We start from the raw sequence: 25235 nt of genomic DNA, 5'->3' as shown, positions 1-25235 counted from the left end.
GAAAGCTTCTATTTAATACTTTCTTTTAATGCCTCTAAGTTCTCTCTCATGACAGAAACGTAATTTTCCCCGTTTTTGAGTTGTTTGTCCGTCAAGCTTTCCAGCGGATTCAAGACTTCCAGCTTCACACCGGTCTCTTTGGATAAGGTTTCTGCCACTTTTGAAGAGGCATTTTCTTCAAAATAGATGACCTTGACGTCATGATCCTCTACATAATGTTTCAATTCACTCAAGCGGCTCGGAGACGGTTCTTGGTCTGGAGAAATTCCAGCGATGGCTTCTTGCGTCAGCCCATACTGATTGGCCAAGTAGCCAAAAGCCGCGTGTTGTGTCACGAATGTTTTGTTTTTCGCCTCTTTGAATGCGGACTGATAGTCTGCATCTAAGGCTTTCAATTCTTCGATATACTTAGAGGCATTTTTCTCAAAAGCTGCTTTGTCCTCTGGGTATTTTTTACTTAACTGATCGCGGATCGTTTCCACTTCTTTGATCGCTAACGCTGGGTCCAGCCAGACATGGGGATCTAGATCATGGGAATGCCCATGTTCGTCGTGCTCGTCGGAGTCATGATCGTGTGTATCTTCATGGTCATGCGCTGTCCCTTCCATCAGTTTGATGTCCTTCGACGCTTGGATAATTTCAGTCTTCTTCGTATCGACCGTATCTGTCAGGTTCTTCGTCCACGTTTCCAATTCTGGGCTGTTGTAAACAAATACATCTGAATCAGAGATCTTAGCCAAATCTTTCGCTGACGGCTCAAAGTCATGGGGTTCTGTACCGGCGGGGATCAACAATTCCACCTCGCCTTTATTTCCTACGACCTGCTTCGTAAATTCATACATTGGATAGAACGTCGTCATGACTTGCAGTTTTCCTTCTGATGACGCTTCTTTTTTCTCTTGACTGCCGCATGCAGTCAGCAAAATTGATAGTACCACAGTTCCTAATAAAAGTAGTCCTTTTTGCATCTTCATCTATTGAAACACCTTCTCTTTACTTTTTAAGACAAGAATCAATTTACCAAATGTTTTTCTATCCGTCAACACAAATCGTAAAATTTACGATTTACTACATAAAAACGCTGATAAACCGTAATACAAATGAGGTTTTGTTCATATGAAAAAGGACACCTGTATCCGGTTCATTTGTGATTTCCCGTTATTTAATCCTTGCTTATCGAGAAGAAGCCAAAAAAAATAGACCCCTGAGGATCTACTTCAGCGTGCGAACGAGATACACTTCGTCGCAAAACCCTTTTAATGCATTCAACACATGCTTGGCCCGCGAATATTTATGACATAGTGCATAGACCGTTGGGCCGCTGCCGCTCATCATCGCCGCGTCGGCACCATACTTCAGCATTCGATCTTTTAATTGTTGGATCACCGGATGCTTTTTGATGGTTACAACCTCCATCGAATTGCCTAGATTCTCAGTCATTTTCTGATAATCATTTTCTTCAATGGCAGATACCAGCGCCTCGATGTCTGGATGATACAGATCCTCCATGACGATCTTGGCAAAAATCGTACGCGTCGAAACGCTCATTCGCGGCTTGACCACCACTACCCAGCATTGAGGCATTGGTGCGATCGGGGTCACCTTTTCACCAAATCCTTCTACTAAAGAAGTCTGCCCATACACGCAATAAGGCACGTCGGACCCAACTTCTGCTCCAAGAGCCGCTAATTCCTCAATTGAGAGCCCCAAGTTCCAAAGGCGATTGACCGCTCGCAAAGCCGCCGCCGAATCCGTTGATCCGCCACCTAAACCAGCCGCTACTGGAATTTCCTTATGGATTTTGACCCGCAGTCCTTTATCTATGTTAAAACGCTCTTTGACCAGCTCCAGCGCTTCATAAACGTGGTTCTTTTTATCCGTGGGTAAAAAAGCCTTATTGGTCTCAATGATAATTTTATTTTCGGGAATCTCTTCCAAATACAAACGATCCGCTAGATCAATACTTGCCATGACCATCGCCAATTCATGCAAGCCATCCGGTCGTTTGCCTAAAATATCGAGGCCCAAATTGATCTTCGCTGGGGCCTTCTCCATAATCTCCATTTTCTCACCCGTTCAAATTTTTCACTAGACGATTCTATCATAGCCCATAGTAAATGTATAGATAATTCATTCTAGCATAGGCGCTTTAAATAAGTTGAATATTTTCACCTGAGGCTTTACCATGAAAGAAGGAGCTACTTTCAAAACTCAACAAGAGGATTATCCGCGACATGTTCCAGATTTTTAGCACACGTTCGATTGCCGTATGAAACAAGGCTATGACAAATGAGGAGGAATACTGTATGAATCTATTACCGAAAAATGACTGGTTGGATGGAGAAGATTTGGTTGGCAAACTGGTGAACACCTTTTGGGATGATCGCAAAATGAGTGTGGATATTCGCGACATGGATGACCACTATGAAGTAAAAGCGGATCTCCCTGGTTTTGAGAAATCAGAAATAGCGATTCATTACAACAATGACATTCTTTCAATCGACGCAGAACATTCTACCGAAAACGAAGTGAAGGATGATGGTCGTTTTGTTCGCAGAGAACGTGCCACTAGTGCGTACCATCGCCAATTCGCTGTCCCGGACATCGCCGACGAAGAGATCCGTGCGACCTTTGAAAATGGGGTCCTGACGTTGACCTTGCCGAAAGAAAACTACGAAGAGAAAAAAGGCAAAGCGATCACGATCGATTAATTTCTGCATACAAAAAATACGAGCGCGCTTTCGCGGCTCGTATTTTTATACTTCGATCATTTCTTCTGAGATCGTAGCACCCTTATTCTTTCCTCTACCGATCAAAAATAATAATTGCAAGGCGGAAAACAGGAAGCTGCTGTCTTTCATGTAGGCAAAATACCTTGGGCGCCATTGATCCACGTAGACATTTTTTTCCTCTGCTACCTGTTGGAAGGCGTAAATCGAGTGACCGTATTTATAAATCAAATTCATGATCCGCTCTCCTAAAAAGGCAAAGGACGTCTCGCCCACTTTTGCTAACGGAGCCATGCCTTGATAGACTTCTGTGTAGCCTTGTTTTTTCAGCTCATCCATCAAATGCAGCTTCAAGAACGTCGGCAGCTCATTCGGTACGTCATTTCGGAAACGCAAAAGATCAAAGGAAGCCTGTGCACCGTTGATCGGCTGTTCAGTAATGAAGCCGACGACCCGGTTTTGCGGATCACGTGCGATCCCTACATTGCTTGTTTTGATATAACTGCGGTCAAAACGTCCAACGGAGAAGCATTTCTCTTTTTCTCCATTTAACCATTCATCAGAAATTTCCTCTAACTCATCGAAAACTTCTTCCGGCAGCTTTTCAAAGTAAATGAACTGGTACCCCTCATTGGTCAACCGTTTGAATTCAAAGCGATCCGAGAAAACATCTAGCTTGTGCCGCGTAAAGTCCGTCACACCTGTTTCGCCGATCTTATCAAAATGGAAGCCAAGGTCATGCAAAAGCAGCACGTATTCTTCAGAGATCTTATAAAACGCCAACTGGTAGCCCAATCGATCCGCGTGCTCCATAAACGCAAACGTCGCGGCCTGCCATTTTTCAGGATTCCCCACAGGATCACCTAACACAAAACACTTATTCGCCCGGGTTTGAAAGCCGAAAATAATTTGATCATTGCCATTTTCCTGATAATAAAAATACTGATACCCTGAAACGCGCAAGTAGTGACTAGCAGGTGTGCCGCCATACCGGTTGATTAAATAATTGAATCGTTTTTCATCCCAGGCAACACCTAATTTTGTCTCACTTTGTGTTAAATAGTGGTACAAAATCGCCAAACACAAGATCGATAGAATCAAGCCGATCAGCCCCGAGAACCAAATATCCCCTGAAGGAAAGGCAAAATACTTCGTCGACAAGCGTTCGGTGCTCCAAAGCTGCCCACTGTGATAGCCTGCTACTGCGTAGAAAATAAACAACAGGCCGAACAAAATCCCGTCAAACAGCAAGGCGCCCCAAGAATAAACAAAACGTTCCTTGTAAAACTCTTTCCGAGACATCCAAACAATCAGCAAAATCACTACGTAAACAACGATCAGTCGAATCGAGGCTGTCCGTGCTACCGTATTGACGATGCCAAAAATCAATAGCAAGATCGTCGGCCAGAAAGCACGCTTGACCTTTTGCGAGATGCCTCGCGCAAAGCCTAAGAGTAAAAAGCCGACCAGCAGATTCAACGTTTGATCTAGAAAATCGAATGAAAAAGGCAGCAACACCTGAAACAAGCGATTGATGTTGGAGAGATTGGTCAGTGTCGACAATAGAATCATCATTATTCCGGCAAAATACACCGCCGTTACCATGACAACATGCGCGATTTTTTGCGAAAGAACACGTGGCAGATTATCAAAATAGCGATTCATTTTAACACTGGTATTGGTCAAAAAGAGAACGATCCCTGTGAGAAACGGAACCAAATAATAAAAGATCCGGTAAAACAAGATCCACACGACCGCCGTGCTTTGATCCAGTCCCAAATGCCCCAGACCTAAGATCATCATCACGTCAAAGGTTCCTGCACCTCCCGGAACCATCGTCAGCATCCCTAAGCCAGTAGCGATCACAAACATCGGGTAAACTTCCCCGATCGCGATGCGTACCCCCATCAGATAACCCACGAGTAAGAAGACTGCCAAAGCCCCCAGCCATTGCCCCAAAGACGCTAGATACAATTCAAAAATCTGTTTTACTCGAAATTCTTTAAAAATCGTTCGCCGACGTCCATAGACAAAGCCGAAAAGCAGCGGCGCAAACGCCCCGCCCGCAAGCAGCCAAAAGCGATAGCGAACAAAAGCATTCTCTGTTCTTAGGAAAATCAGATCCAGCGAGGTGATGAGGGCCATGATCGAAAGTCCCGCCAACATAAAGAGCGCGATCTTGGAGATCACCGCTAGGACCTTTTTCTTTTCCATCCCCTTGCCATAGAAGCTTGACCTTAGGCTCACTCCGACGACCCCGCCAAAGCCTGCCAAGTTATTGATCGTATTCGTGGTCCATGCAGACACGAACCACTCTTTGCGGTTCATTCGCGGCCGCCCCGTTGCTTCGAGAGTCGTGATAGCCACATGATCGTATAAGAGCATAGGCAGGACTCCGCACAGTCCAATACCTAACATGCTTAATAATGTTAGTTGATCTTGTTCTTTGATTGTTTGCCAAACCGTTTGCCAGCTCATTCCATGGGCAATATTTTTCACTTGATTTGCTACGAAAAATAAGACGATCCCAAAGAAGATGATTTTAAGTAACGTAGCATGTCGTTTGAACCAGCGACTGATAGTCGTCATCCTTCTACACCCATTCTTTCTTTTCTTGTACTCTATTTTAAATGAATTCTTGTTATGAAGCTATCCTTTTAGAAGAATGGGGACATTAAAAAAATAATTTGTTATTTATTTTTTGAAATAAACCGCCCACTTTTTATGTGAAGGCGGCGTAAATGCCCACAAATAAAACAGTCAAACGAATTTTGACCATAAGAAAAAGCCTCAAAAATGAGGCTTTTTGCTATTTTGCATAATCGGTTGCTCGTGTCTCACGAATAACCACAACTTTGATATGTCCTGGGTAATCCAATTCGTCTTCGATTCTGCGGCGAATGTCGCGAACCAAACGAACAGAATCCAAATCAGAGATCTCTTCTGGTTTGACCATGACACGAACTTCACGTCCTGCTTGGACTGCGAAGCTTGATTCTACACCATCAAAACTGTTTGAAATATTTTCTAAGTTTTCTAAACGACGAATATAGTTTTCCAATGATTCGCTTCGTGCACCTGGTCGAGCAGCAGATACTGCATCGGCAGCGGCGACTAAAACAGAAATGACAGATGTCGCTTCTGTGTCTCCGTGGTGAGAGGCGATCGCATTGATCACTACTGGATTTTCACGATATTTCGCGGCAAGTTCCGCACCGATTTCCACGTGAGACCCTTCGATCTCGTGATCCAGTGCCTTCCCAATATCATGAAGCAATCCTGCGCGTTGCGCCAATTGAACATTTTCGCCAAGTTCTGCGGCCAATACACCGGTTAATTTGGCTACTTCAATTGAGTGATTCAACACGTTTTGACCATAGCTGGTACGGAAATGCAAACGGCCTAAGATCTTGATCAAATCTGGATGCAAGGTGTGGGCGCCCACTTCAAAGGCTGCCTGTTCCCCGTATTCACGAATACGTTCATCCATTTCCTTACGTGATTTTTCAACCATTTCTTCAATCCGAGCTGGATGAATCCGACCATCTTGAATCAATTTCTCTAACGTCATCCGGGCAATTTCCCGTCTGATTGGATCAAAACCAGACAACACGACTGCTTCAGGCGTATCATCGATAATCAAATCGATCCCCGTCAATGTTTCCAATGTCCGGATATTACGGCCTTCGCGTCCAATGATGCGACCTTTCATCTCATCGTTCGGCAACGTAACGACCGAAACCGTCGTTTCAGAAACAGCGTCAGCGCCGCAACGTTGAATCGCCATCGCTAAAAGATTTTTCGCTTTGCGATCGGCTTCTTCTTTCGCTCGTTGCTCAGATTCCTTGACCATTACTGTTAACTCGTGGTTCAATTCCTCTTCTGTCGTCTTCATAATAATTTCTTTTGCTTCATCTTTCGTTAAAGAAGCAACTTGTTCCAGTTTTGTTTGTTGTTCATTAATCAGTTGTTCTACATCTTTTTCTCGCTCGTCAATTAATTGCTGTCTAGCACTGATCTTTGTTTCTTTTTCTTCCAGTGAGTGCTCACGCTTCTCTAAAGAATCGTCTTTACGATCTAAAGTCTGTTCTCTTTGAAGCAAGCGATTTTCTTGCGATTTTAGTTCTTGTCTGCTTTCTTTCAACTCACTTTCAACTTGTGCGCGATACTGCTGGTTTTCTTCCTTGGCTTCCAACAAAGCTTCTTTCTTTAAGGTCTCCGCTTCTTTATTCGCATGCGTAATGATCCCTCTAGCTGTGTTTTGTGCCCCATCAATTTCTTTTTCATGACGTGCTTTCGCTGCCATGAAACCCAAACCAAGACCGACAATTAAACCGATGATAGCGAGGAGAATAGGAACTAACATTAAATCCACCTCCGTACTATCTTATTTACCTATCTGTAGTTTTTTGATAAACGAATGTCTAATATTATCAATATGCCTACTTGCATATGTGTGAGTGTCACACAACTTTATTCTAATGTTTGTCTGATAGCGTGTCAACTTTATTTCTCTTTTGTCAGACTCGATAATAAAGCGCTTTGATTTATGTGGAATCAATCGTAAAAAAAACACTAATGACCGTACAAAAAATGTCTGGTCATTAGTGTCATTTCGTTTTTTATTCTTCCAATGGCAATTCTTCTTGTCCAGCCTCGTCTTCGACCGATTCGCCTTCCTCACCGATCCCGTATGCTGCACGCACACGTGTCGCAACTTCAGCCATCATTTCTGGATGATCAGCCAAATATTTCTTGGCGTTTTCACGCCCTTGTCCGATACGGTCCTCTTTATAGCCGTACCAAGCACCGCTCTTGTCGATGATGTCCTGTTCAACAGCCATGTCTAGCAACTCACCTTCTTGTGAGATCCCTAAACCGTACATGATGTCGACTTCGGCAACTTTAAATGGCGGAGCCACTTTGTTTTTTACAACTTTGATTTTTGTGCGGTTCCCGACGATGTCCGTCCCGTTTTTCAATTGTTCCGCACGACGCACTTCTAAACGAACCGTCGCGTAGAATTTCAATGCCCGTCCACCAGGAGTCACTTCTGGATTCCCGAACATCACGCCCACTTTTTCACGGATTTGGTTGATGAATACGGCGATCGTTTTGGTTTTGTTGATTGAACCCGATAATTTACGCAACGCTTGCGACATCAAACGAGCTTGCAGCCCAACGTGTGCGTCACCCATTTCACCATCGATCTCAGCCCGAGGCACTAATGCTGCCACGGAGTCAATTACAATGATGTCGACAGCGCCACTTGAGACCAGCGCATCCGCAATTTCTAATCCTTGTTCCCCTGTATCTGGTTGTGAAAGCAGCAATTCATCGATATTCACACCCAAACGCTGTGCGTATTGAGGATCTAATGCGTGTTCGGCATCAATGAAGGCAGCCGTTCCGCCGTGTTTTTGAACTTCTGCGATTGCGTGCAATGCAACCGTTGTTTTACCAGAACTTTCTGGTCCGTATACTTCGACGATCCGGCCGCGAGGGTAACCACCCACACCTAACGCCACGTCCAATGCCAAAGAGCCGCTTGGAATCGTTGAGATTTTTTGGTCGACCTTCTCACCTAATTTCATGATCGAACCTTTTCCGTAATTCTTTTCAATCTTCTTCATTGCAGCATCTAAAGCTGCCTTGCGATCATTAGCCAATAGCTGATCCTCCTAATTCCTATTTTAATAGTTATTTTCAGAAAAATAATTTTGATGGTCCTGATGTACATCCATTCACTGCGCTGCTGGGGATTCGATTGGAGCAGTTCCCCCTCCTTCTTAACACCCGTTTTTGTGCTTCTTACTCGGGAAGACAGCGCTCAACTAATCATACGTTCGACACATTTTGCTTTTTCAATATCCCTAGTTTATCGGTTTGAAATCAAAAAAGCAAGCAAAAAACGAACAAACATTCGCATTTTTAATTTTTGTTTAGAATTGCTCGTCGCAACATGTCTAAGCCCTTCATCACGGAACTGTGGCGGACATAGTCTCGATCTCGAGCAAAGTGATTTTCACTGACAAGCGTGTCGCCATTTCTTTGTGCCAATGCGATATAGACGGTACCTTTAGGTTGTCCTTCTAATTCATCTGGACCCGCAACACCTGTAAAGGATAAGGCAAAATCTGTGTCTGCTAAGCGCCGTGCGGCTTCCGCCATCTCTCTGGCGCACGCTTCGCTAACGACCCCTACACGTTCTAATAACGCTGGATCAATGCCTAAGAAGCTGGCTTTTGTTTTTTCAGAATAGGTCACAAAGCCTCCCGGAAATACCTCAGAAACGCCTGGAATCGTCCCCAGAGTCGCTTGGAATTCTCCCGCAGTTAGACTTTCCGCCGCCGTAATACTTAACTGCTGTGCCTTAAGCAGGTCCACAACGACTTCGACCAAACTATTCTCTTCCCCGTATCCGTAGAAGAAGGCGCCGACCTTAGCCATGACTTCTGCTTCTGCTTGGTCCAATAACGCATTGGCTGAGCGCTCATCCTCGGTCTTTGCAGTGATTCGCAAGGTGACCTCATTGGGTTTCGCATAAGGAGCGATCGTTGGATTCGACTGGTGTTCGATCATTTCTGCTAATTCCGTCACCAATTTTGATTCCCCGATCCCAAAGAACCGCAATACTCGAGAGGTCAGCTTTTCCGTCGTTGGAAATTCCTTTTCCAGTAATGGGCGCGCTTGCTCCAAGAACATCGGCTTCAATTCACTCGGTGGTCCAGGCAATAAAATGTAATTGTTCTTTTCACCTTTGTACAGACAGCCAATCGCCAACCCTGTACGATTCGGCAACGGAATCCCATCCTGCAATGTCTCGATCTGACGCAGGTTGTTAGGCGTCATTGTCCCTTGACGTTGCGCAAAGAAAGCATTCAAAGCATCTAATCCTGCTTGATTTTGAACCAACGGTACCCCAACATGATCGGCTAAGACATTCTTGGTCAAGTCATCATCGGTCGGTCCTAAGCCGCCGCACAAAAGAATCAGCTCGCTGCGAGTGTCTGCTAATTGAAGCAATTCTTCTAAACGTGTTGGATTGTCTCCAACGACTGTATGAAAATAGACTTCCACCCCCATATCCGCTAATTTTTCTGACAAGAACGTCGCATTCGTATTTACGACTTGTCCTAACAAAAGTTCTGTTCCTACCGCAATGATCTCTGCTCTCATTTCTTCCTCTTCTTTCTAAGATACGCCATTTTTTCTCAACTATAACAGAAAAAACGATCAGAACGATAGATTTTCATACCGTCCTGACCGTTTTTATTACATTGAGCCTTTAAATAGCGCCGTATTTTTTGCAAAGTAGTCGTATCCTGAATAAACGGTGAAGAATAAGCAGACATACAACATGATTTGATCCATCGGAATCCCGATGAAATTAAAAGGTACATTGTTTAAGTAAAGCAGTACGATCCCGACCATTTGAGTAGCGGTCTTGATTTTTCCGGGCATCGCTGCTGCCATGACACCGCCGCCTTGCTCTACAATCAAAAGGCGCAGCCCTGTGACTGCCAATTCCCGACAAACGATGATGGCGATCACCCATGCTGGGGCTTTTCCTTGTTCAACCAAGATGATAAAAGCGGTCATAACCAGCATCTTGTCTGCCAACGGGTCAGCAAATTTTCCAAAGTTCGTCACCAGTCCTCGCGCTCGGGCGATCTTACCATCCAGATGATCCGTGTAGCTGGCTACTGCAAAGATGATGGCACCTACTAGCTGCGTGACTGCAAGACTTGTATTCCCTACTTGCAACGTTCCCCAATCCCATGGAGCCAAGACGATAATCATAAATATCGGGATCATAAAGATCCTGAGAACGGTCAATTTATTGGGTAAATTCATTGTTGATTCCTCCTAATTCTGATTAACGACCACACTAAGACGCATAGGCAATATTCAGTGTCACATTTTTTTGCAACAATGAATCTCCTGGTTGGAAATCAAGCGCCTGATCATTGACTTTGACTTCCGCATATTTTGCCATACCAACAGTGATGACAGCCTGCGCAGCATCCGCAGGCAATTCTGTCGTTTGCGATTCTCCCTTTTGCAACGTGTATTGATACGTCAAAGCACCATTGATCTGGACTCCGACCCACACACGCTCTGTACCAGTAAAGGTGATTTTTAGTGGTTTTTCAGCGTGATCTACTTTCATCGTCGCGGCATTAGCCGTGTTGTTTTCCATCGCAAACGCCATTTTTGGTTTTTCTGGCTTCTTCGATGATTCCGTCGTTGGTTTTGGCTGTGACGACGACACTTTTTCTGCGGACGAGGAGGAAACATCTGAGCGTTCGACTTGAACGGAACTATTTTCTGGAATGATTGCCGTTTCTTGATGATCCAGCCAAGTCATATAACCGACCACAGAAATGATCGCCACCGCCACCAATCCCAAAATAAGCATTGGCAATGTTGCTCTGAAGCGGGCGCGCGTAGGACTTTCCGCATGTTTATTTTTTCTCAGCCCATCCACCGTCTCCAGTTCAGGATACGTCGGCAACGGTCGATCCTTGCCATCCAGCACATCGATCAAATGATTGCCGTCAAGTTTCACCTCATCAGCATATTGTCGAATAAACGTCCGCAAATAATAGTCACTAGGCAATTCTTGAAAGTCATTCTCTTCAATTGCCAGCAAATAACGCTTTTGGATCTTTGTGCGCTGCTGCAATTCATCTAAACTGATTTTTTTATCGATACGTGCTTTGCGTAGCGTTTCTCCAATATTAATACTAGCCACTTGATTCTCTACTCCTATTTCGTAATTATGGAATAATTTTAGAAAAACTATTTCCGATTCTTAACACGTTTATCCTTCTACTAAACCCGGCTGAAGCCAAGAGTAGATTGGACATCCTATTGCCATTACAGAACGAGCATCGTTCCGCTTCTTATTCCATCCAGCCGCCAGCAATAGGTAATACAATGCCGGTGGTATAGCTGGCTTCTTTAGAAAACAAGTAGGTACAGGCGGCTGCGATTTCACTTGGGTCGGCGAGTCGTCCTAAAGGGATCTCAGACGTTAATTCTGCGATTTCCTGCAGGTCCCAATTTTCGTTCATCCTCGTTTGGACAGCCCCGGGAGCAACAACATTCACTGTGATGCCCAGCGTCGCAACTTCCTTCGCATAAGCTTTCGCGAAGGCCTCCTGCGCGCCTTTCACAGCACTATAAACGGTCTCCATACTACTGCCGCGATGGCCGTAAACCGACCCGATAAACACGACACGACCTCTTTTGCTCTTCGCTAATTTCTCCTGTAACCCTTGTAGTAAAAGCAGCGGTGTCTTCAAATGGACCTGCCATAAGGCCTCCATTTGATCTGCTTTTGTCTCTGGCAGCAACTCGTAAAAAGTAAAACCAGAAGCAAAAACAATCCCGTCTACTTGGAATAATTGGTCTAGAAAGTTGGGGATTTCCGCTTCCCTCAACATGTCTAAGGATACCATAAAAAAATCTTGCTGAGGATAACGTTTCTGTAAGTCTGAAACGAAATTTAAGACTTTTTCTTTTTGCTGATTAAAGTGGCAATACAGGGACCAGCCTTGCCCCGCTAATTTTTCGCAGACGGCTTGGCCAATATCCCCGCTGGCCCCCATCACTAAAGCGTAAGGCATTTTATGCCTCCTTCTCCATATAAAAGCGTGTGAAGGCCTCTTCCTTGATAAAGAATCTTCCGGCCTCAAGCACATCGGTCAATTCAATCTCTTGAATAATTTCCGGCATGTCGAATAACGTCCATTCGCCAAACAACGACTGTGTGAATTGGTTGGCTACATACTCCAATGAGTTTAACGATTGGAAATATTTACCCAGCATTTTTTTCTTCAACAGCATCAGGTTCTCTTCACTCACTTCCGGATCACTGTCGAAATGCAGCAAGATCTCTGTCAATCGATCAGCCAATGTTTCTGGCTCTTCACTATCGCCGCCGAAATCAGCAAAATAGAAACTGCGATCCAATGAAAATTCATAGCCGAAGCTATCATCCAATAGCCCTTCATTGTACAGCCGCAAATAATTTTGCGAGGTCGCCCCGACCAGCATTTGAAACAGCAGCTCTGCTGAAACCTTGAAAATCAACCGCTCTTTGTCGTCCTCCGGCAATTCGGAAAGACCTTTGACCCCGACGATCGCCTTTGGTATCATAATAGGCATTTTTTCTTCGCTGTGTTTGATGATCTCCTCTGGTTTTTCTTGTGGGAAACGACGTTGGATCGGTTCCGGTGTGTCAAACGTCTTCGCCGCTTGATTCTCCCGAATGACGGTCATCAACGCTTCCGGCTCCAAATTTCCGACAACGAACAATGTCATGTTGCTTGGATGATAAAAGGTATTGTAGCAAGTATACAAATCTTCCGCTGTGATCTCTGCGATCGAATCGATCGTACCTGCGATATCAATGTGCAGCGGGTGCTTTGGATACATATTCTTCAAAATAGCGAAAAACTGCTGCCAGCTAGGGTCATCTTGATACATTTGGATTTCCTGTCCAATGATGCCTTGTTCTTTTTGCACAGACTCCTCCGTGAAATACGGTGCTTGAACAAAATCCAGCAACGTCCGTAAATTCAATTCCAATTGATCCGTTGTTGAAAACAGGTAGCTGGTACGCGTGAAGCTGGTAAACGCATTTGCGGATGCACCCTGTTCGCCAAATTTTTGGAAAACGTCGCCGTCTTCTTTTTCAAACATTTTGTGCTCTAAAAAGTGCGCGATCCCGTCAGGAACCTTGACATAGTCTGTCCCGCCGCGGGGAATAAATTCATTGTCGATCGACCCATAATTGGTGCTGAATAAGCCGTACGTTTTGTGATAGCCCGTTTTCGGCAACAAATAAACGGTCAACCCATTCGGCAACACTTCTTTATACAGTGTTTCATTGATTTTTTGATAGGTTAATTTATCCATTCTGCTGTCCTCCATCTAAAAAGAAGATGGCTTGCAGACGAATATTCTTCGCGACTTTTTGGACATCTTCCGGTGTCACCGCGGTCAAACGCCCTAACCATTCTTCGTCTGTTAGTTTACTTTTCGGCAGCCATTGCGCCAAGTAAGTTGTCTCGATCGTATGCTGCATACTGTCTAATCCTAATAAATAGTGATTTTTCAGCATGGCTTTTGTTTGTTGGAAGGCCAAATCTGTAAAGTTCCCCGCTTGCAATTCAAGCAGCTGCTCATTGATCAAACGCAACACCTTGTCACGGTCGTTGCTGTTGATTCCCGTTTGCACCTGTAAATAGCCGCGGAAGGTATCAAAGGAGCTTGAGGCATAGTACGCCAAGCTGGGCTTCTCCCGTACATTCATAAACAGCTTCGAATGAGGGAATCCGCCAAAAAGACCATTGAAGACCAGCAGCGCAAACCGATCCGTATCTTCGTAATAGACATCTGTTCCATACGCCAGATTTAATTTGCCTTGTGTGACCGTTTCTTGCATTTGCTGCTCGCGAATCACATTGTCGTTGTTCTGGTAGTAATAAATAGCCGGTGACGTTTCGTCCCGATCCGTAAATGGCAGTTGTTGGAACAATGCGGCCATCTCCGCCTCGTCCACATCGCCGATCACAAATAGATCTACCTGATCTTGGGTGATCATCTCATGGTAATAGGCGGCCAAACTGGCACTCGTCTCTTTTTGAAGGTCTGCTACCGTGCCAAAGCTTGGCAATTTTTGAGCCTCGTCAGTAAAATAGGTTTCTTTGATCTTCAAAGAGGCCATCGTTTGTTTGTCTTCATGCAGACTCTCGATGTAGCTTTGCAGATTTTCTTTTTCTAATTGAAAGGTTTGCTCGTCAAATTTGCCTTCACGAATATTGGGATAAAATAGGACCTCACGCAGAAAGTCCATGGCTTCTGGCAAGAGACTCGGATCGTCTACATAGTTGCCATTGACCGTACCTAAACCAACATCTAGCCAGTGCAGGTTGCCTTTGCGTCCGACACTCAAGCCGAAACTCGCCCCATAAAGTGCCGCCAACTGCCCGCTTAATTTCGTTTGGTCAGCATAACGTAAAGAATTGGTTTCCAACAAGTTTGCCAAAAGTGCACGCTTCGTCATGATTTCTTTCGTTAACCGAGTAGTAAATCGTCCATACAGTTGGACCGTCTTATATTTTTTTGTTGAGAGAACATGCAAACGCACGCCTTTTTTAAGTTCAATCATTCTAAAGCTCCTTTTCCATCGTAATCAACGGGCGCTTCCAAGAACGCCGCGTTTTATTTTCAAGCTAAATAGACCTCGCCTGCCCACTGAAATCAGCAGATCAAGCGTCAGAATAGATAGACTGATTTTGTCTTATCACTAAGGCTAATTATAGCACAGGCGTGGTCTAAGAACTGAAATCAGCATTGACGGATAGTTTCTTTTATTTCAAATTTTTTTCTTCTTTCGTTATACTAAATGGAGCATGAGAATACCCGCCAGCGTTTCATCAGTTTTGGTGCTGCTCGTTGCTTTCACGTCTAGCCATAGGGTCAGACAAGCAGCCATTTTTTTAACTTTGCGCTAACGCATTCATTTTTTTGACGAGTGAAAGGATGAGTTGTTGTTGGCGGTATTCCCGTGAAAGGGATTCTTTTGGATCACTAAGAGGAGAGGAGTGACATCATGATTAAAGAATTTAAAGAGTTCTTGATGCGAGGAAATGTTTTAGATCTTGCGGTTGGTGTAGTTATTGGTACGGCGTTTACTGCTATCGTGACGAATGTCGTGAATGGGTTGATTACTCCGCTAGTCGGATTGATCGTTTCCTTATTTACTAACGGAAAAGATTTAAATGAGGCAATGTCTGTTTTAGACTGGAAACCTGTCAAAGGAGTGACCTTTGCATTTGGCGATGTTGTCAGTGCATTGATTACCTTTGTGATCACTGGTTTCGTTTTGTTCTTAATTGTTAAAGCTGCCAATAAAGCAAAAGATACCGCAAGCAAAGAAGATGCGGAAGCGGTGGTACCGGAAGTACAGATTCCAACAGCGGAAGATTACTTAGCGGATATCCGTGATCTTTTAGTTGAACAAAACAAAGCCGCACAAAACACCGAAACCCCTAAAGATAAATAAAAACCATGGAGCCTTTGCTCCATGGTTTTTAAATTGCTTCTGTTAGAAATTCGATTTCTACTGTGCGAGTCAATACATCGGAATAGCTGTATGAAACACGTTCGAAAGAATTCTCTTCTGGGTCCAAATCAACGACGAATACGGAAGGGTATGTCTCAGTTAAGATCCCTTTACGCTGTGTTTGACGCTTGCGTCCTGTTTGAGCGACGAGCATGATTGGAGCACCAATACGATCTTCCAAGTTTTTCTTGATAGACGCTAAAGTTGTTGGCATACAGTTCACCTCAACATACATTATAGCACAAATTCAAAACTTTTCAATGTTATCATAAGATAAAAAAATTTGCAACTTTTCCTTCGAGGGGTCTCTAGGATGTCCCTTGCTCATTCCTCTTCTTCATACAGCTTCTCTTTTATTTTCTTTTTCGCACGACAGAGCGCATTGTTGATTTTCTTCACCGATCGATTCAGACGCTGCGCAATTACTTCCGGCTCTTCGCCTCTTAAATAGTAAAGCAAGACATGGTTTTCTAAAGGAGAGAACCAGATTTCCCCGGACAATAATACGTCACTGATGCAGACATTTTCCTCCATGCAATCATGGTACTTGAAATACGTGTTGTAACGCTCACCACTCACTTTTTCGATCGATACCGCCTGCTGATAGATCAAGCGTTTTTTTGCTTGCTGACGGCGTATAAGGGAACGAACACGGTTCTCAAAAATCATCTTATAGTAGAGTCCAAATGTCGTTCCATAGCCCTTTTGGTAACTGCGCAGCGCATCATTTAACGCGATCCGCCCTTCTTGCAGCCAATCATCAGAATCGAATCCCTTGATCAAATAACGTGACTGCATTTTATACACAATCGGCAAATATTGAATAAATGTTTTCTCAAAAGCCTGTACTTCCATTTTTCCCTCTCCTTTCTGATATGTAAGAGCATACACATTAAAAAGGGGAGATTGGAGAGTAAATGGGCAATTTATTTTTTATTGCTCAATTCGTCCAATTTGTGGGACAATTTTTGCAATTGTTCATTATTCCACGGAGAATTTCGGCGAAAATTTTTAAAATGCGTATCTTTTGTGTCCCCAGTAATCAGGTCCTCTGTCTGTTGGACCGTCTTGTACAGTTCACGCGCAGAGGTGCGCAGCGCCCCTTGAGAAAAAATGGTCCATTGCTCCGCAAGGTCACTCGTCGCTACCGTCACTTGGGTCAGTCGATCGTTTAATTCCCCCGCGATACGTTCAATGTAGCTGTCGGCTGTCTCGTCCTCTTTTGTAAAAACGACCGTCAGTTGGTATTTCTTATAGCTTTGCGTAACCCCAGGAACAAATTGCGCATCAAACACCACGATTGTTTCCAATCCTTGGTATTTCGCGAAATTTGATAATCGAAAAAGCAAGGCTTCCCGTGCTTCTTCTAAACGGTCTTGATTTTTCAATGCGGTCAGCTCTGGCCAGGCACCGATCATGTTGTAGCCGTCAACGATCAACAATTGTTTTTTCATTGCGTACCACTTCGCTTCCGAAAGACTTCGTACATCAAAAGACCTGCCGCCACACCCGCATTCAAGCTTTGAACGTGGCCCGTCATGGGAATCGTCAGCATCTCATCGACGTCTTTTTTCAATCCCGCGCTCATGCCTTTGCCTTCATTTCCGATGATCAGAGCGATAGGCCCCGTCACTTTCCATTGACGATAATCCGTGCCGTCCATATCCGTTCCGAAGACCCAATAGCCCGCTTCTTTTAACTGCTTGATACTCTGAGCTAAATTGGTCACCCGCGCGATCGGTACGTATTCTACGGCCCCGGTGGACGCCTTCGTTACAACAGGCGTGATCCCTACTGAACGGTGCTTCGGAATGATCACTCCAGAAACCCCGCTGGCATCTGCTGTACGTAAAATCGATCCGAAATTATGCGGGTCTTCTAAACTGTCTAAAATCAGTAAGAAGGGCGCTTCTTCCGTCGCCGTCTTCGCCATCAAATCCTCCAGCGTCAAGTATTCATAGGGCGTGATCCCTAAAACGATCCCTTGATGCACACCGCCGTCGCTTAACGTATCTAATTTTTGTTTTGGTACCCATTTGACGGGCACTGCTTGCTCTTTTGCGAGACTCTTTAATTGGTCGATCTTGTCTCCATGAGCATCTTCTTGCATGAATAACTTGTTTCCTCGACCCGCTTGTAACGCTTCGACACTGGCATGATGCCCAAAAACAAAATTATTTTCTTCTACTTCGGCGAGTTCTGCCGGTTCTCTGCGCCGATCGTTTTGCCGGTCATTTTTTCGCTGATTGCGACGGTCATTTCCTCGTCGTTGTTTTTTATCCTTCATTTGCTTCGCCCGCTTTCTCTAAACACCACGCGATCAGTTCTTCCAATCGCTCGTTTCGTTCCAATAAATGCAGATAACCCATCAATGCTTCAAATCCAGTAGACATGCGGTACGTCATAATATCCGTATTCTTAGCGGAGGTATAACTTTTCGCATTGCGTCCACGGCGATAGATTCCCTGTTCTTCTTCTGTCAGCATACCATCATCCATCATTTTTTGGATCAGTGTTGCTTGAGCCTTAGCGGAAACATAGTGTGTAGCCATATGGTGCAGCTTATTCGGACGGGTCTGGCCGTTTCGTACCAGAAAGTCCCGTACATACGTTTCATAGATCGCATCGCCAACATAGGCAAGTGCTAGTGCGTTTAACTGTTTATAATCTGTCATTATGCTCGTCTCCAACGGACGCCTTGAGGGGTGTCTTCTAAAATAATTCCTTGTTCCTTCAACTGATCGCGGATCTCATCACTGCGGGCAAAGTTTTTGTCTTTGCGCGCTTGATTGCGTTCTTCGATCAATTGATCCACTTCTTCGTCCAGTAATCCGGCTGTTTGGAATTCGATCCCGAAGACCGCCAGCATTTTCGTGAATTCTTCCAGCGCATTCGTTAATACGGCTAGCGAGACCGTTTCCTGTTCGCTATAATTATTCAACCATTTTGCGGCTTCATAGACGACGGTGATCCCATTTGCGGCGTTGAAGTCATCATCCATCTCTTCAATAAAACGCGCTTTTAATGCAGCCAATTCAGCCAATTTTTCTGGATCATCCGCTAATGCTGCTTCCGCAGTTCCTTGGCGGAAGGTCGCATTCTCAAAGGCTGTGCGTAATTTTTGTAGATTCGCCTGTGCATCCTTCATCGTTGCTTCGCTGTAGCGGATCGGACGACGGTACTGCGTCGTTGCCATGAAGAAACGCAAAACCTGCGGGTCGATCTCTTTGACTAAATCATGGACTGTTACGAAATTGCCGAGGGACTTGCTCATTTTCGCGTCGTCTTCTCCGATCGTCACATAGCCATTGTGCATCCAGTAGTTGGCAAATCGCTGGCCTGTCTTCGCTTCGCTCTGTGCGATCTCGTTTTCATGATGCGGAAATTCCAAGTCTTGACCGCCGCCATGAATATCGATCGTGTTCCCTAAATGCTTCGTGGCCATGACCGAGCATTCAATGTGCCAGCCCGGACGTCCTTCGCCCCATGGCGATTCCCATGAAATCTCCTCCGGCTTCGCACTTTTCCATAGCGCAAAATCCAATGGGTCTTCCTTGATTGCTTGTTCTGCTCCTGTTCGCTGACTCGCTCCGACTTCTAGCTCATCAATCGATTGGTCGCTTAATTCACCATAATGTTCAAATTTGCGTGTACGGTAATAGACATCGCCTTTCGCCTCATAAGCGTATCCTTTTTCCACCAACGCCTCGATGAACGTGATGATATCAGGAATATGATTGATCACTCGCGGATGCAAAGTCGCAGGCTTCACATTCAATGCTGCCGTATCCTCTTCAAACGCCGCGATGAATCGATCCGCAACTTCTGGCGCAGTGATCGCTAATTCTTTCGCTGCTTTGATGATTTTGTCATCGACATCCGTAAAATTCGATACATAATTCACTTCATAGCCGCGGTACTCAAAATAACGTCGGATCACGTCAAATGCAATCGTACTGCGGGCATTGCCGATATGGATATAGTTATATACGGTAGGTCCGCAGACATACATACGGACTTTATTTTCTTCGATCGGTTTAAAAAGCTCTTTTTCTCGTGTCATTGTGTTGTGTATTTTAATCATGTTTTACCTTCTCCCCTTTTATTCTAACTACTTTTGCCGGTACCCCTACCGCAGTCGCATCTGCCGGTATGTTATTCAAAACGACAGCACCAGCGCCAATTTTTACCCGTTCACCAATTTCGATCGGTCCCAATATTTGTGCATTCGCCGAGATAAAAGCCCCTCGACGTACCGTCGGATGGCGTTTTCCCGTGTCTTTTCCTGTTCCGCCTAAGGTCACCCCATGAAATAAAACAACGTCCCGCTCAATTTCCGCTGTTTCACCGATCACGACACCCATTCCGTGATCAATAAAAACCCCGGGCGCGATCTTAGCACCTGGATGAATCTCAATCCCTGTCAAAAACCGCCAAAATTGAGAATGCATTCGTGCCAACAAAAACCACTGGTGCCGATAAAGAAAATGTGAGAGCTTATGAAAAAATAACGCATGCACACCCGGATATGTAAGTACCACTTCTGCACCTGTTCGAACTGCCGGGTCATTTCTTTTTGCTGCCTCGATCGCTTCTTGCCACCATCCCATGTACTTCAACCCCTTTTTTTATTTTTAGTTTCCCAACTCCTAAAACCTTCAACAAAGTTACAATTTTCTACTCACGCTAAAGCGTGAAGAAAAACTGGCAGCTAATTCAATTTAATGATCTAACTTTTTCAAAAAACGAAAAAGTTTGTTTGATTTTCATCACGCCTATCATTAGGCTAAACAGCTTGTTCCTCATTTTGATAAGTATCTATAAATTCCCATCAAACCTTATATACTGCAAAAAGCATAACTGACAGCTAATTCTGTTTAAGGCAATCATTTTTCACAGAGCGAAAAATGACCTTCATCTTCATTACGCATACCATTTTTCTACTCACGCTAAAGCGTGAAGAAAAACTGGCAAAAAAAGCGTCTTTTGAGTTTCCTCAAAAGACGCTTTTACGTGGTCCCACTTTTGTTTGCAATTTCTGCCTTGAAACAGGTAACGTCTGTGAACCGTCCTTGACTACGTGTCGCCAAGGCCACTCGGAGATGCATTTCGTAAGCGTTGATATGATTGCTTCCACCACCCGCAATCTCTCTGGAACATCTCCGCTTGCTACTTCTTCTCTTCTATGTGTTTACATAACTTGATCTAAATGTGATAAGGCTTTTTCTTTGCCTAATAATTCAACCGTTTCTGGCAATTCTGGTCCATGTGTCACACCGCTGACTGCTACACGGATCGGCATCCAAAGGTTCTTTCCTTTGATGCCTGTTTCTTTTTGTACTGCTTTGATCGCTGCTAAGACGCTGGCAGCATCGACTGTATCCATCGCTTCTAATTGCGCCTTGAATGCCGCTAATACTGTCGGAACACCTTCTCCGGCTAGGACTTCTTTTGCGGCTTCATCCAATTCTAGATGGTCTTGGAAGAAAAGACTGGATACTTCCGTAATTTCTGCAGCGTAGCTCATTTGTGGTTGGTATAGGCTAACAACGCGTTTTACCCATTCTTTGTGTTCAGGTGTTGGATTTTTTTCGACTTTACCAGCCTTGATCAAATAAGGCAAGCATAGTTCAGCGAAGGTATCCAAATCCATCGCTTTAATATAATGGTTATTGACCCATTCAAGTTTCTTCGGATCAAATGCTGCTGGTGATTTGCTCAAACGATCGGTATCAAAAATCTTGATCAGTTCTTCTTGCGAGAAGATTTCGTCTTCGCCTACCGGTGACCAGCCCAATAATGTAATAAAGTTGAACATCGCTTCTGGCAAGTAGCCCAATTCGCGGTATTGTTCGATAAACTGCAAAATGCTTTCATCGCGTTTGCTTAATTTTTTACCTGTTTCACTATTGATGATCAGAGTCATATGACCAAACGTTGGACGCGGCCATCCGAAAGCATCATAGATCATCAATTGTTTTGGTGTATTGGCGATATGGTCATCCCCACGTAAAACATGAGTGATCTTCATCAAATGATCGTCCACTGCTACCGCAAAATTATACGTTGGCATGCCGTCACGTTTTTGAATGATGAAGTCGCCGCCGACGTTATCCGATTCAAAACTGATCTCGCCTTTGACCATGTCATCAAATGCAAAGCTCGTGTTGCGAGGAACACGGAAACGAATCACAGGTTCTAACCCTTGTGCTTCCTTCTCCGCTTGTTCTTCAGGAGTCAGATTGGCACATTTGCCTGAGTAATGAGGCATCTCGCCACGGGCACGCTGCGCTTCACGCTCTTCTTCCAGCTCTTCTGATGTACAGTAGCATTTATACGCTAAATTGCTGGCAAGTAATTGGTCGATCAAGGGTTGATAAATTTCACGACGCTCAGATTGACGGTAAGGACCATATTCTCCAGGATTCGCTGGTGATTCGTCCCAGTTGATCCCTAACCAAGCCAAATTCTCTAACTGACTTTTCTCGCCATCCTCGATGTTTCTTTTTAAATCAGTATCCTCGATCCGAATGATGAACTCCCCATCGTTATGACGGGCAAACAGATAGTTGAACAATGCTGTTCGCGCATTTCCAATGTGTAGGTGTCCTGTTGGACTTGGTGCATAGCGCACACGAATTTTTGACATATATTAGTTCCTCTTTCCGCTTATTTAGCAAATTGAAAAGCATTTGCTACTCACTCCAAATTGTACAATCAATCCACTGTTTAGTAAAGCTGGACTGTTATTTCCCTGCCTTGTCATTGGTATAATCCAACTTTTCCTTCGGTGAATCGTCTTTGATGTTGCGGCTGGAATGCGCCGGTTTTGCAAAAATCATTCGACCAGCGGCTGTCTGTAACGCACTCGTTACGACCACTTCGATGTGTTCGTTCATATAATGCTGACCGTCTTCGACAACGACCATCGTTCCATCATCCAAATACGCCACCCCTTGTTGGCGCTCCGTTCCAGCTTTTACCACTAAAACATTCATGTTCTCGCCTGGGATCACGACTGGCTTGACGGCATTTGCTAAGGCATTGATATTCAAGACCGCCACGTTTTGGAACTCAGAAACTTTGTTTAGATTGTAGTCATTTGTAACGATCACGCCATCTAACAGCTTCGCCAATTTAATCAGCTTGCTGTCCACTTCGCTGATATCTTCAAAGTCGCCATCGTACATCTCAACTGAGATGCCTTCTTCTTTTTGCAGCGAATTCAAAATATCCAGTCCGCGGCGCCCACGCACTCGTTTCAAACTATCTCCAGAATCAGCAATGTATTGCAATTCATACAGCACGAAATTCGGAATCATCAAAACGCCTTCCAAAAATCCTGTCTTCGCGATGTCATAGATCCGCCCGTCAATGATCACGCTCGTATCTAAGATCTTATACTTATGGAAATGATCGTCGGCCTTGCGCTCAAGCACTTCGCCTTCATTCGACTCTGCTTTTTTGCTTCTGCCGCCGAAAAATTTCTTCAACTCATCGATCCGTGTCGTTCCCATTCGGAAACCTAGGTATCCTAATAGAAGCATGATCAAGATCGGTAAGGCGCTGTTGATAAACGGAATCGGGATTTGATACAGGGGTGTTGTCCCGATCAATCCCAGCGTCAGTCCTAAGATCGCACCGACCACTCCGAATAAGATATACGTCAAACTCAATTCATTTAATTGTTTCTCGATTTTTTTTACACCAACTGTGATTGGTTCTACGATCGCCAAAGAAATAATATAAAAAATAATTGCACCGATTAGGCCATTCGTAAATGAATTATTCAACCACATGTTGTCTTGATAACCGATCGCCAGCCATGCCACAGGTAAAAATGTGATCCCTAAGCTGATCCCGATCAACGCGATGATTATTGTTAACACACGTTTTTGCATGCCATCCCTCCTAAATTCTATTCCTTGTATTTGTAAAACTTTTAGTTAAAGGGCGTGCCGGAATGGTTGCCGGCACTGCCGCTTATTAACGGAATACTTTTCTTAATGTTTCTCCTAGCGTCGCCACTGGAATCAATTCGATCCCTTTCGGCGGCTTCCAATCGCCCATATTATTTTTAGGCAGATAGATTTTTTTGAATCCTAATTTGCCGGCTTCTTTTACTCGCTGCTCGATGCTGTTGACCCGACGAATCTCACCAGTCAGACCAATTTCGCCGATAAAGCACTCTGTCGCTTCCGTTCCATTTTCTTTGTAGCTGGAAGCAATGGCGATTGCTACCGCTAAATCGATCGCGGGCTCATTTAATTTTACGCCGCCGGCTGCCTTCAAATAGGCATCCTGATTTTGCAGCAGCAGTCCGGCACGTTTTTCTAAAACAGCCATGATCAACGACACGCGGTTGAAATCCAGCCCCGTCGTCGTTCGCTTGGCATTGCCGAAAACCGTGGGTGTGACTAAGGCCTGCACTTCGACCAAAATGGGCCGGCTGCCTTCCATCGCAACAACGATCGCTGATCCAGTCGCCCCCTCCAAGCGCTCCTCTAAGAACACTTGAGAGGGATTCGCGACTTCTACCAGGCCGCGCTCCCGCATTTCAAAGATCCCGATCTCGTTGGTAGAGCCAAAACGGTTCTTGACTGCTCGCAGGATACGGAAGCTGTGGTGCTTCTCCCCTTCGAAATACAGCACTGTATCTACCATATGCTCCAACATACGCGGACCGGCGATATTTCCTTCTTTTGTAACGTGACCAACGATAAAAATGGCGATCCCGTTCGTTTTCGCCAGCTTCAATAATTCAGCTGTCGTTTCACGAACCTGACTGACCGAGCCTGCCACACTCGTAATGTCCGGTTGGGTCATGGTTTGGATCGAGTCGATGATTACATAGTCAGGCTTCAAATTCTCGATCGTTCGACTGATCTCTCCCATGTCTGTCTCTGCATACAGGTAGAAATCCGTGTCGCTTGACCCTAGGCGTTCTGCCCGCAGCTTGATCTGCTGCGCGCTTTCTTCCCCCGAGACGTATAGCACATTGCCCCCCGTCGCCGCTAATTGATGCGAAACTTGCAGCAGCAAAGTCGACTTTCCGATCCCAGGATCTCCGCCGATCAAAACCAAGGACCCTGGAACGACGCCGCCGCCTAAAACCCGATTCAATTCTGCTAATTCTGTTTGAATCCGCGTTTCTTTTTTAAAGACGACATCTTTTAACTTGGTCGGAGTCGCACGTTCTCCCGTTAGACTGACACGATTTCTTCGGTCTTCAGGGTGATTGGGTTCCACTTCCTCCACCATCGTATTCCAATTGCCGCAACTCGGGCACCGACCTAAATATTTAGGCGAAACATACCCACATTCCTGACAGATAAACTGTGTCTTGGATTTTTTTGCCAAAACAT

At 44.8% G+C, this 25235-nt stretch carries 23 protein-coding genes and 1 other annotated feature; of the genes, 2 read left to right on the top strand and 21 right to left on the bottom strand.

Translation table 11 applies throughout. The features are described 5' to 3' along the window. Nucleotides 1–8: 8 nt before the first annotated feature. Together I592_RS00980 and ispE are read right to left on the bottom strand one after the other, a co-directional pair. Nucleotides 9–974 carry a metal ABC transporter substrate-binding protein gene (locus I592_RS00980; RefSeq protein ID WP_010782093.1) on the bottom strand — a complete coding sequence of 322 codons (966 nt, stop codon included), beginning with the start codon at nucleotides 972–974 and terminating at the stop codon, nucleotides 9–11. Between the two features lie 238 nt (nucleotides 975–1212). Then, the gene (gene ispE, locus I592_RS00975; protein ID WP_044925958.1) at nucleotides 1213–2064 is read right to left on the bottom strand and encodes a 4-(cytidine 5'-diphospho)-2-C-methyl-D-erythritol kinase; all 852 of its coding nucleotides are present in this window, start codon (nucleotides 2062–2064) and stop codon (nucleotides 1213–1215) included. Between the two features lie 242 nt (nucleotides 2065–2306). Here ispE and I592_RS00970 point away from each other — a divergent pair, with 242 nt between their 5' ends. Next, nucleotides 2307–2711 (top strand): Hsp20/alpha crystallin family protein, encoded by a 405-nt coding sequence (locus tag I592_RS00970; protein WP_010782095.1) that lies wholly within the window; start codon nucleotides 2307–2309, stop codon nucleotides 2709–2711. A 45-nt stretch (nucleotides 2712–2756) separates the two neighbouring features. Here I592_RS00970 and mprF read toward each other — a convergent pair whose 3' ends face one another. From mprF to yfmF, 9 genes are all read right to left on the bottom strand, one after another. After that, complete coding sequence (gene mprF, locus I592_RS00965) at nucleotides 2757–5318, bottom strand: bifunctional lysylphosphatidylglycerol flippase/synthetase MprF (protein ID WP_010782096.1); 2562 nt, start codon at nucleotides 5316–5318, stop codon at nucleotides 2757–2759. 220 nt (nucleotides 5319–5538) lie between these two features. Continuing rightward, nucleotides 5539–7095, bottom strand: a complete 1557-nt coding sequence (gene rny / locus I592_RS00960) for a ribonuclease Y (RefSeq protein WP_010782097.1) — start codon at nucleotides 7093–7095, stop codon at nucleotides 5539–5541. 256 nt (nucleotides 7096–7351) lie between these two features. Continuing rightward, on the bottom strand, nucleotides 7352–8398 hold the full coding sequence (gene recA / locus I592_RS00955) for a recombinase RecA (protein WP_010782098.1): 1047 nt from the start codon (nucleotides 8396–8398) through the stop codon (nucleotides 7352–7354). A gap of 262 nt (nucleotides 8399–8660) precedes the next feature. After that, nucleotides 8661–9908 (bottom strand): competence/damage-inducible protein A, encoded by a 1248-nt coding sequence (locus tag I592_RS00950; protein ID WP_010782099.1) that lies wholly within the window; start codon nucleotides 9906–9908, stop codon nucleotides 8661–8663. Nucleotides 9909–10004: 96 nt separating this feature from the next. Continuing rightward, nucleotides 10005–10586 carry a CDP-diacylglycerol--glycerol-3-phosphate 3-phosphatidyltransferase gene (pgsA, locus tag I592_RS00945; protein WP_010782100.1) on the bottom strand — a complete coding sequence of 194 codons (582 nt, stop codon included), beginning with the start codon at nucleotides 10584–10586 and terminating at the stop codon, nucleotides 10005–10007. Nucleotides 10587–10620: 34 nt separating this feature from the next. Next, complete coding sequence (locus I592_RS00940) at nucleotides 10621–11487, bottom strand: RodZ domain-containing protein (RefSeq protein WP_010782101.1); 867 nt, start codon at nucleotides 11485–11487, stop codon at nucleotides 10621–10623. Nucleotides 11488–11638: 151 nt separating this feature from the next. Beyond that, nucleotides 11639–12364, bottom strand: coding sequence for an elongation factor P 5-aminopentanone reductase (gene ymfI / locus I592_RS00935; protein WP_010782102.1), 726 nt, complete (start codon nucleotides 12362–12364; stop codon nucleotides 11639–11641). Between the two features lies 1 nt (nucleotide 12365). Beyond that, a complete protein-coding gene (yfmH, locus tag I592_RS00930; protein ID WP_010782103.1) occupies nucleotides 12366–13658 on the bottom strand; it encodes an EF-P 5-aminopentanol modification-associated protein YfmH in 1293 nt (430 codons plus the stop codon). Next, complete coding sequence (gene yfmF, locus I592_RS00925; protein WP_010782104.1) at nucleotides 13651–14913, bottom strand: EF-P 5-aminopentanol modification-associated protein YfmF; 1263 nt, start codon at nucleotides 14911–14913, stop codon at nucleotides 13651–13653. The genes yfmH and yfmF overlap by 8 nt, the downstream gene beginning before the upstream one ends. Before the next feature lie 444 nt (nucleotides 14914–15357). Between yfmF and mscL the strand changes: the two genes are divergently transcribed. Continuing rightward, nucleotides 15358–15810 carry a large conductance mechanosensitive channel protein MscL gene (gene mscL / locus I592_RS00920; RefSeq protein WP_010782105.1) on the top strand — a complete coding sequence of 151 codons (453 nt, stop codon included), beginning with the start codon at nucleotides 15358–15360 and terminating at the stop codon, nucleotides 15808–15810. 28 nt (nucleotides 15811–15838) lie between these two features. Here mscL and I592_RS00915 read toward each other — a convergent pair whose 3' ends face one another. The 10 genes from I592_RS00915 to radA all read right to left on the bottom strand — a co-directional run bounded on the left by I592_RS00915 (nucleotide 15839) and on the right by radA (nucleotide 25230). Then, complete coding sequence (locus I592_RS00915) at nucleotides 15839–16084, bottom strand: Veg family protein (protein WP_010782106.1); 246 nt, start codon at nucleotides 16082–16084, stop codon at nucleotides 15839–15841. Between the two features lie 110 nt (nucleotides 16085–16194). Beyond that, nucleotides 16195–16725, bottom strand: coding sequence for a sigma-70 family RNA polymerase sigma factor (locus I592_RS00910; protein ID WP_010782107.1), 531 nt, complete (start codon nucleotides 16723–16725; stop codon nucleotides 16195–16197). A 71-nt stretch (nucleotides 16726–16796) separates the two neighbouring features. Beyond that, complete coding sequence (locus I592_RS00905) at nucleotides 16797–17324, bottom strand: NYN domain-containing protein (RefSeq protein ID WP_010782108.1); 528 nt, start codon at nucleotides 17322–17324, stop codon at nucleotides 16797–16799. After that, nucleotides 17321–18157: a 23S rRNA (guanosine(2251)-2'-O)-methyltransferase RlmB gene (gene rlmB / locus I592_RS00900; protein ID WP_010782109.1), complete on the bottom strand. Its 837-nt coding sequence runs from the start codon at nucleotides 18155–18157 to the stop codon at nucleotides 17321–17323. Before rlmB ends, I592_RS00905 begins: the two co-directional genes overlap by 4 nt. Next, nucleotides 18147–18545 carry a Mini-ribonuclease 3 gene (locus I592_RS00895; RefSeq protein ID WP_010782110.1) on the bottom strand — a complete coding sequence of 133 codons (399 nt, stop codon included), beginning with the start codon at nucleotides 18543–18545 and terminating at the stop codon, nucleotides 18147–18149. The genes rlmB and I592_RS00895 overlap by 11 nt, the downstream gene beginning before the upstream one ends. Then, a complete protein-coding gene (gene cysS / locus I592_RS00890; protein WP_010782111.1) occupies nucleotides 18545–19954 on the bottom strand; it encodes a cysteine--tRNA ligase in 1410 nt (469 codons plus the stop codon). Before cysS ends, I592_RS00895 begins: the two co-directional genes overlap by 1 nt. Beyond that, on the bottom strand, nucleotides 19947–20480 hold the full coding sequence (epsC, locus tag I592_RS00885; RefSeq protein ID WP_010782112.1) for a serine O-acetyltransferase EpsC: 534 nt from the start codon (nucleotides 20478–20480) through the stop codon (nucleotides 19947–19949). The genes cysS and epsC overlap by 8 nt, the downstream gene beginning before the upstream one ends. A gap of 386 nt (nucleotides 20481–20866) precedes the next feature. After that, nucleotides 20867–21065, bottom strand: a binding site (T-box leader). Then, nucleotides 21062–22519 (bottom strand): glutamate--tRNA ligase, encoded by a 1458-nt coding sequence (gene gltX, locus I592_RS00880; protein WP_010782113.1) that lies wholly within the window; start codon nucleotides 22517–22519, stop codon nucleotides 21062–21064. (Overlaps the previous feature by 4 nt.) A 97-nt stretch (nucleotides 22520–22616) precedes the next feature. Continuing rightward, nucleotides 22617–23771, bottom strand: coding sequence for a PIN/TRAM domain-containing protein (locus I592_RS00875; protein WP_010782114.1), 1155 nt, complete (start codon nucleotides 23769–23771; stop codon nucleotides 22617–22619). An 85-nt stretch (nucleotides 23772–23856) separates the two neighbouring features. Next, on the bottom strand, nucleotides 23857–25230 hold the full coding sequence (gene radA, locus I592_RS00870) for a DNA repair protein RadA (protein ID WP_010782115.1): 1374 nt from the start codon (nucleotides 25228–25230) through the stop codon (nucleotides 23857–23859). Nucleotides 25231–25235 lie beyond the last annotated feature (5 nt).

The sequence above is a fragment of the Enterococcus gilvus ATCC BAA-350 genome, assembly GCF_000407545.1.
Classification (GTDB): Bacteria; Bacillota; Bacilli; order Lactobacillales; family Enterococcaceae; genus Enterococcus_A; species Enterococcus_A gilvus.
The sequence above is the reverse complement of the archived record's forward strand: the minus strand, read 5'-3'. Positions and strand labels throughout refer to the sequence as shown.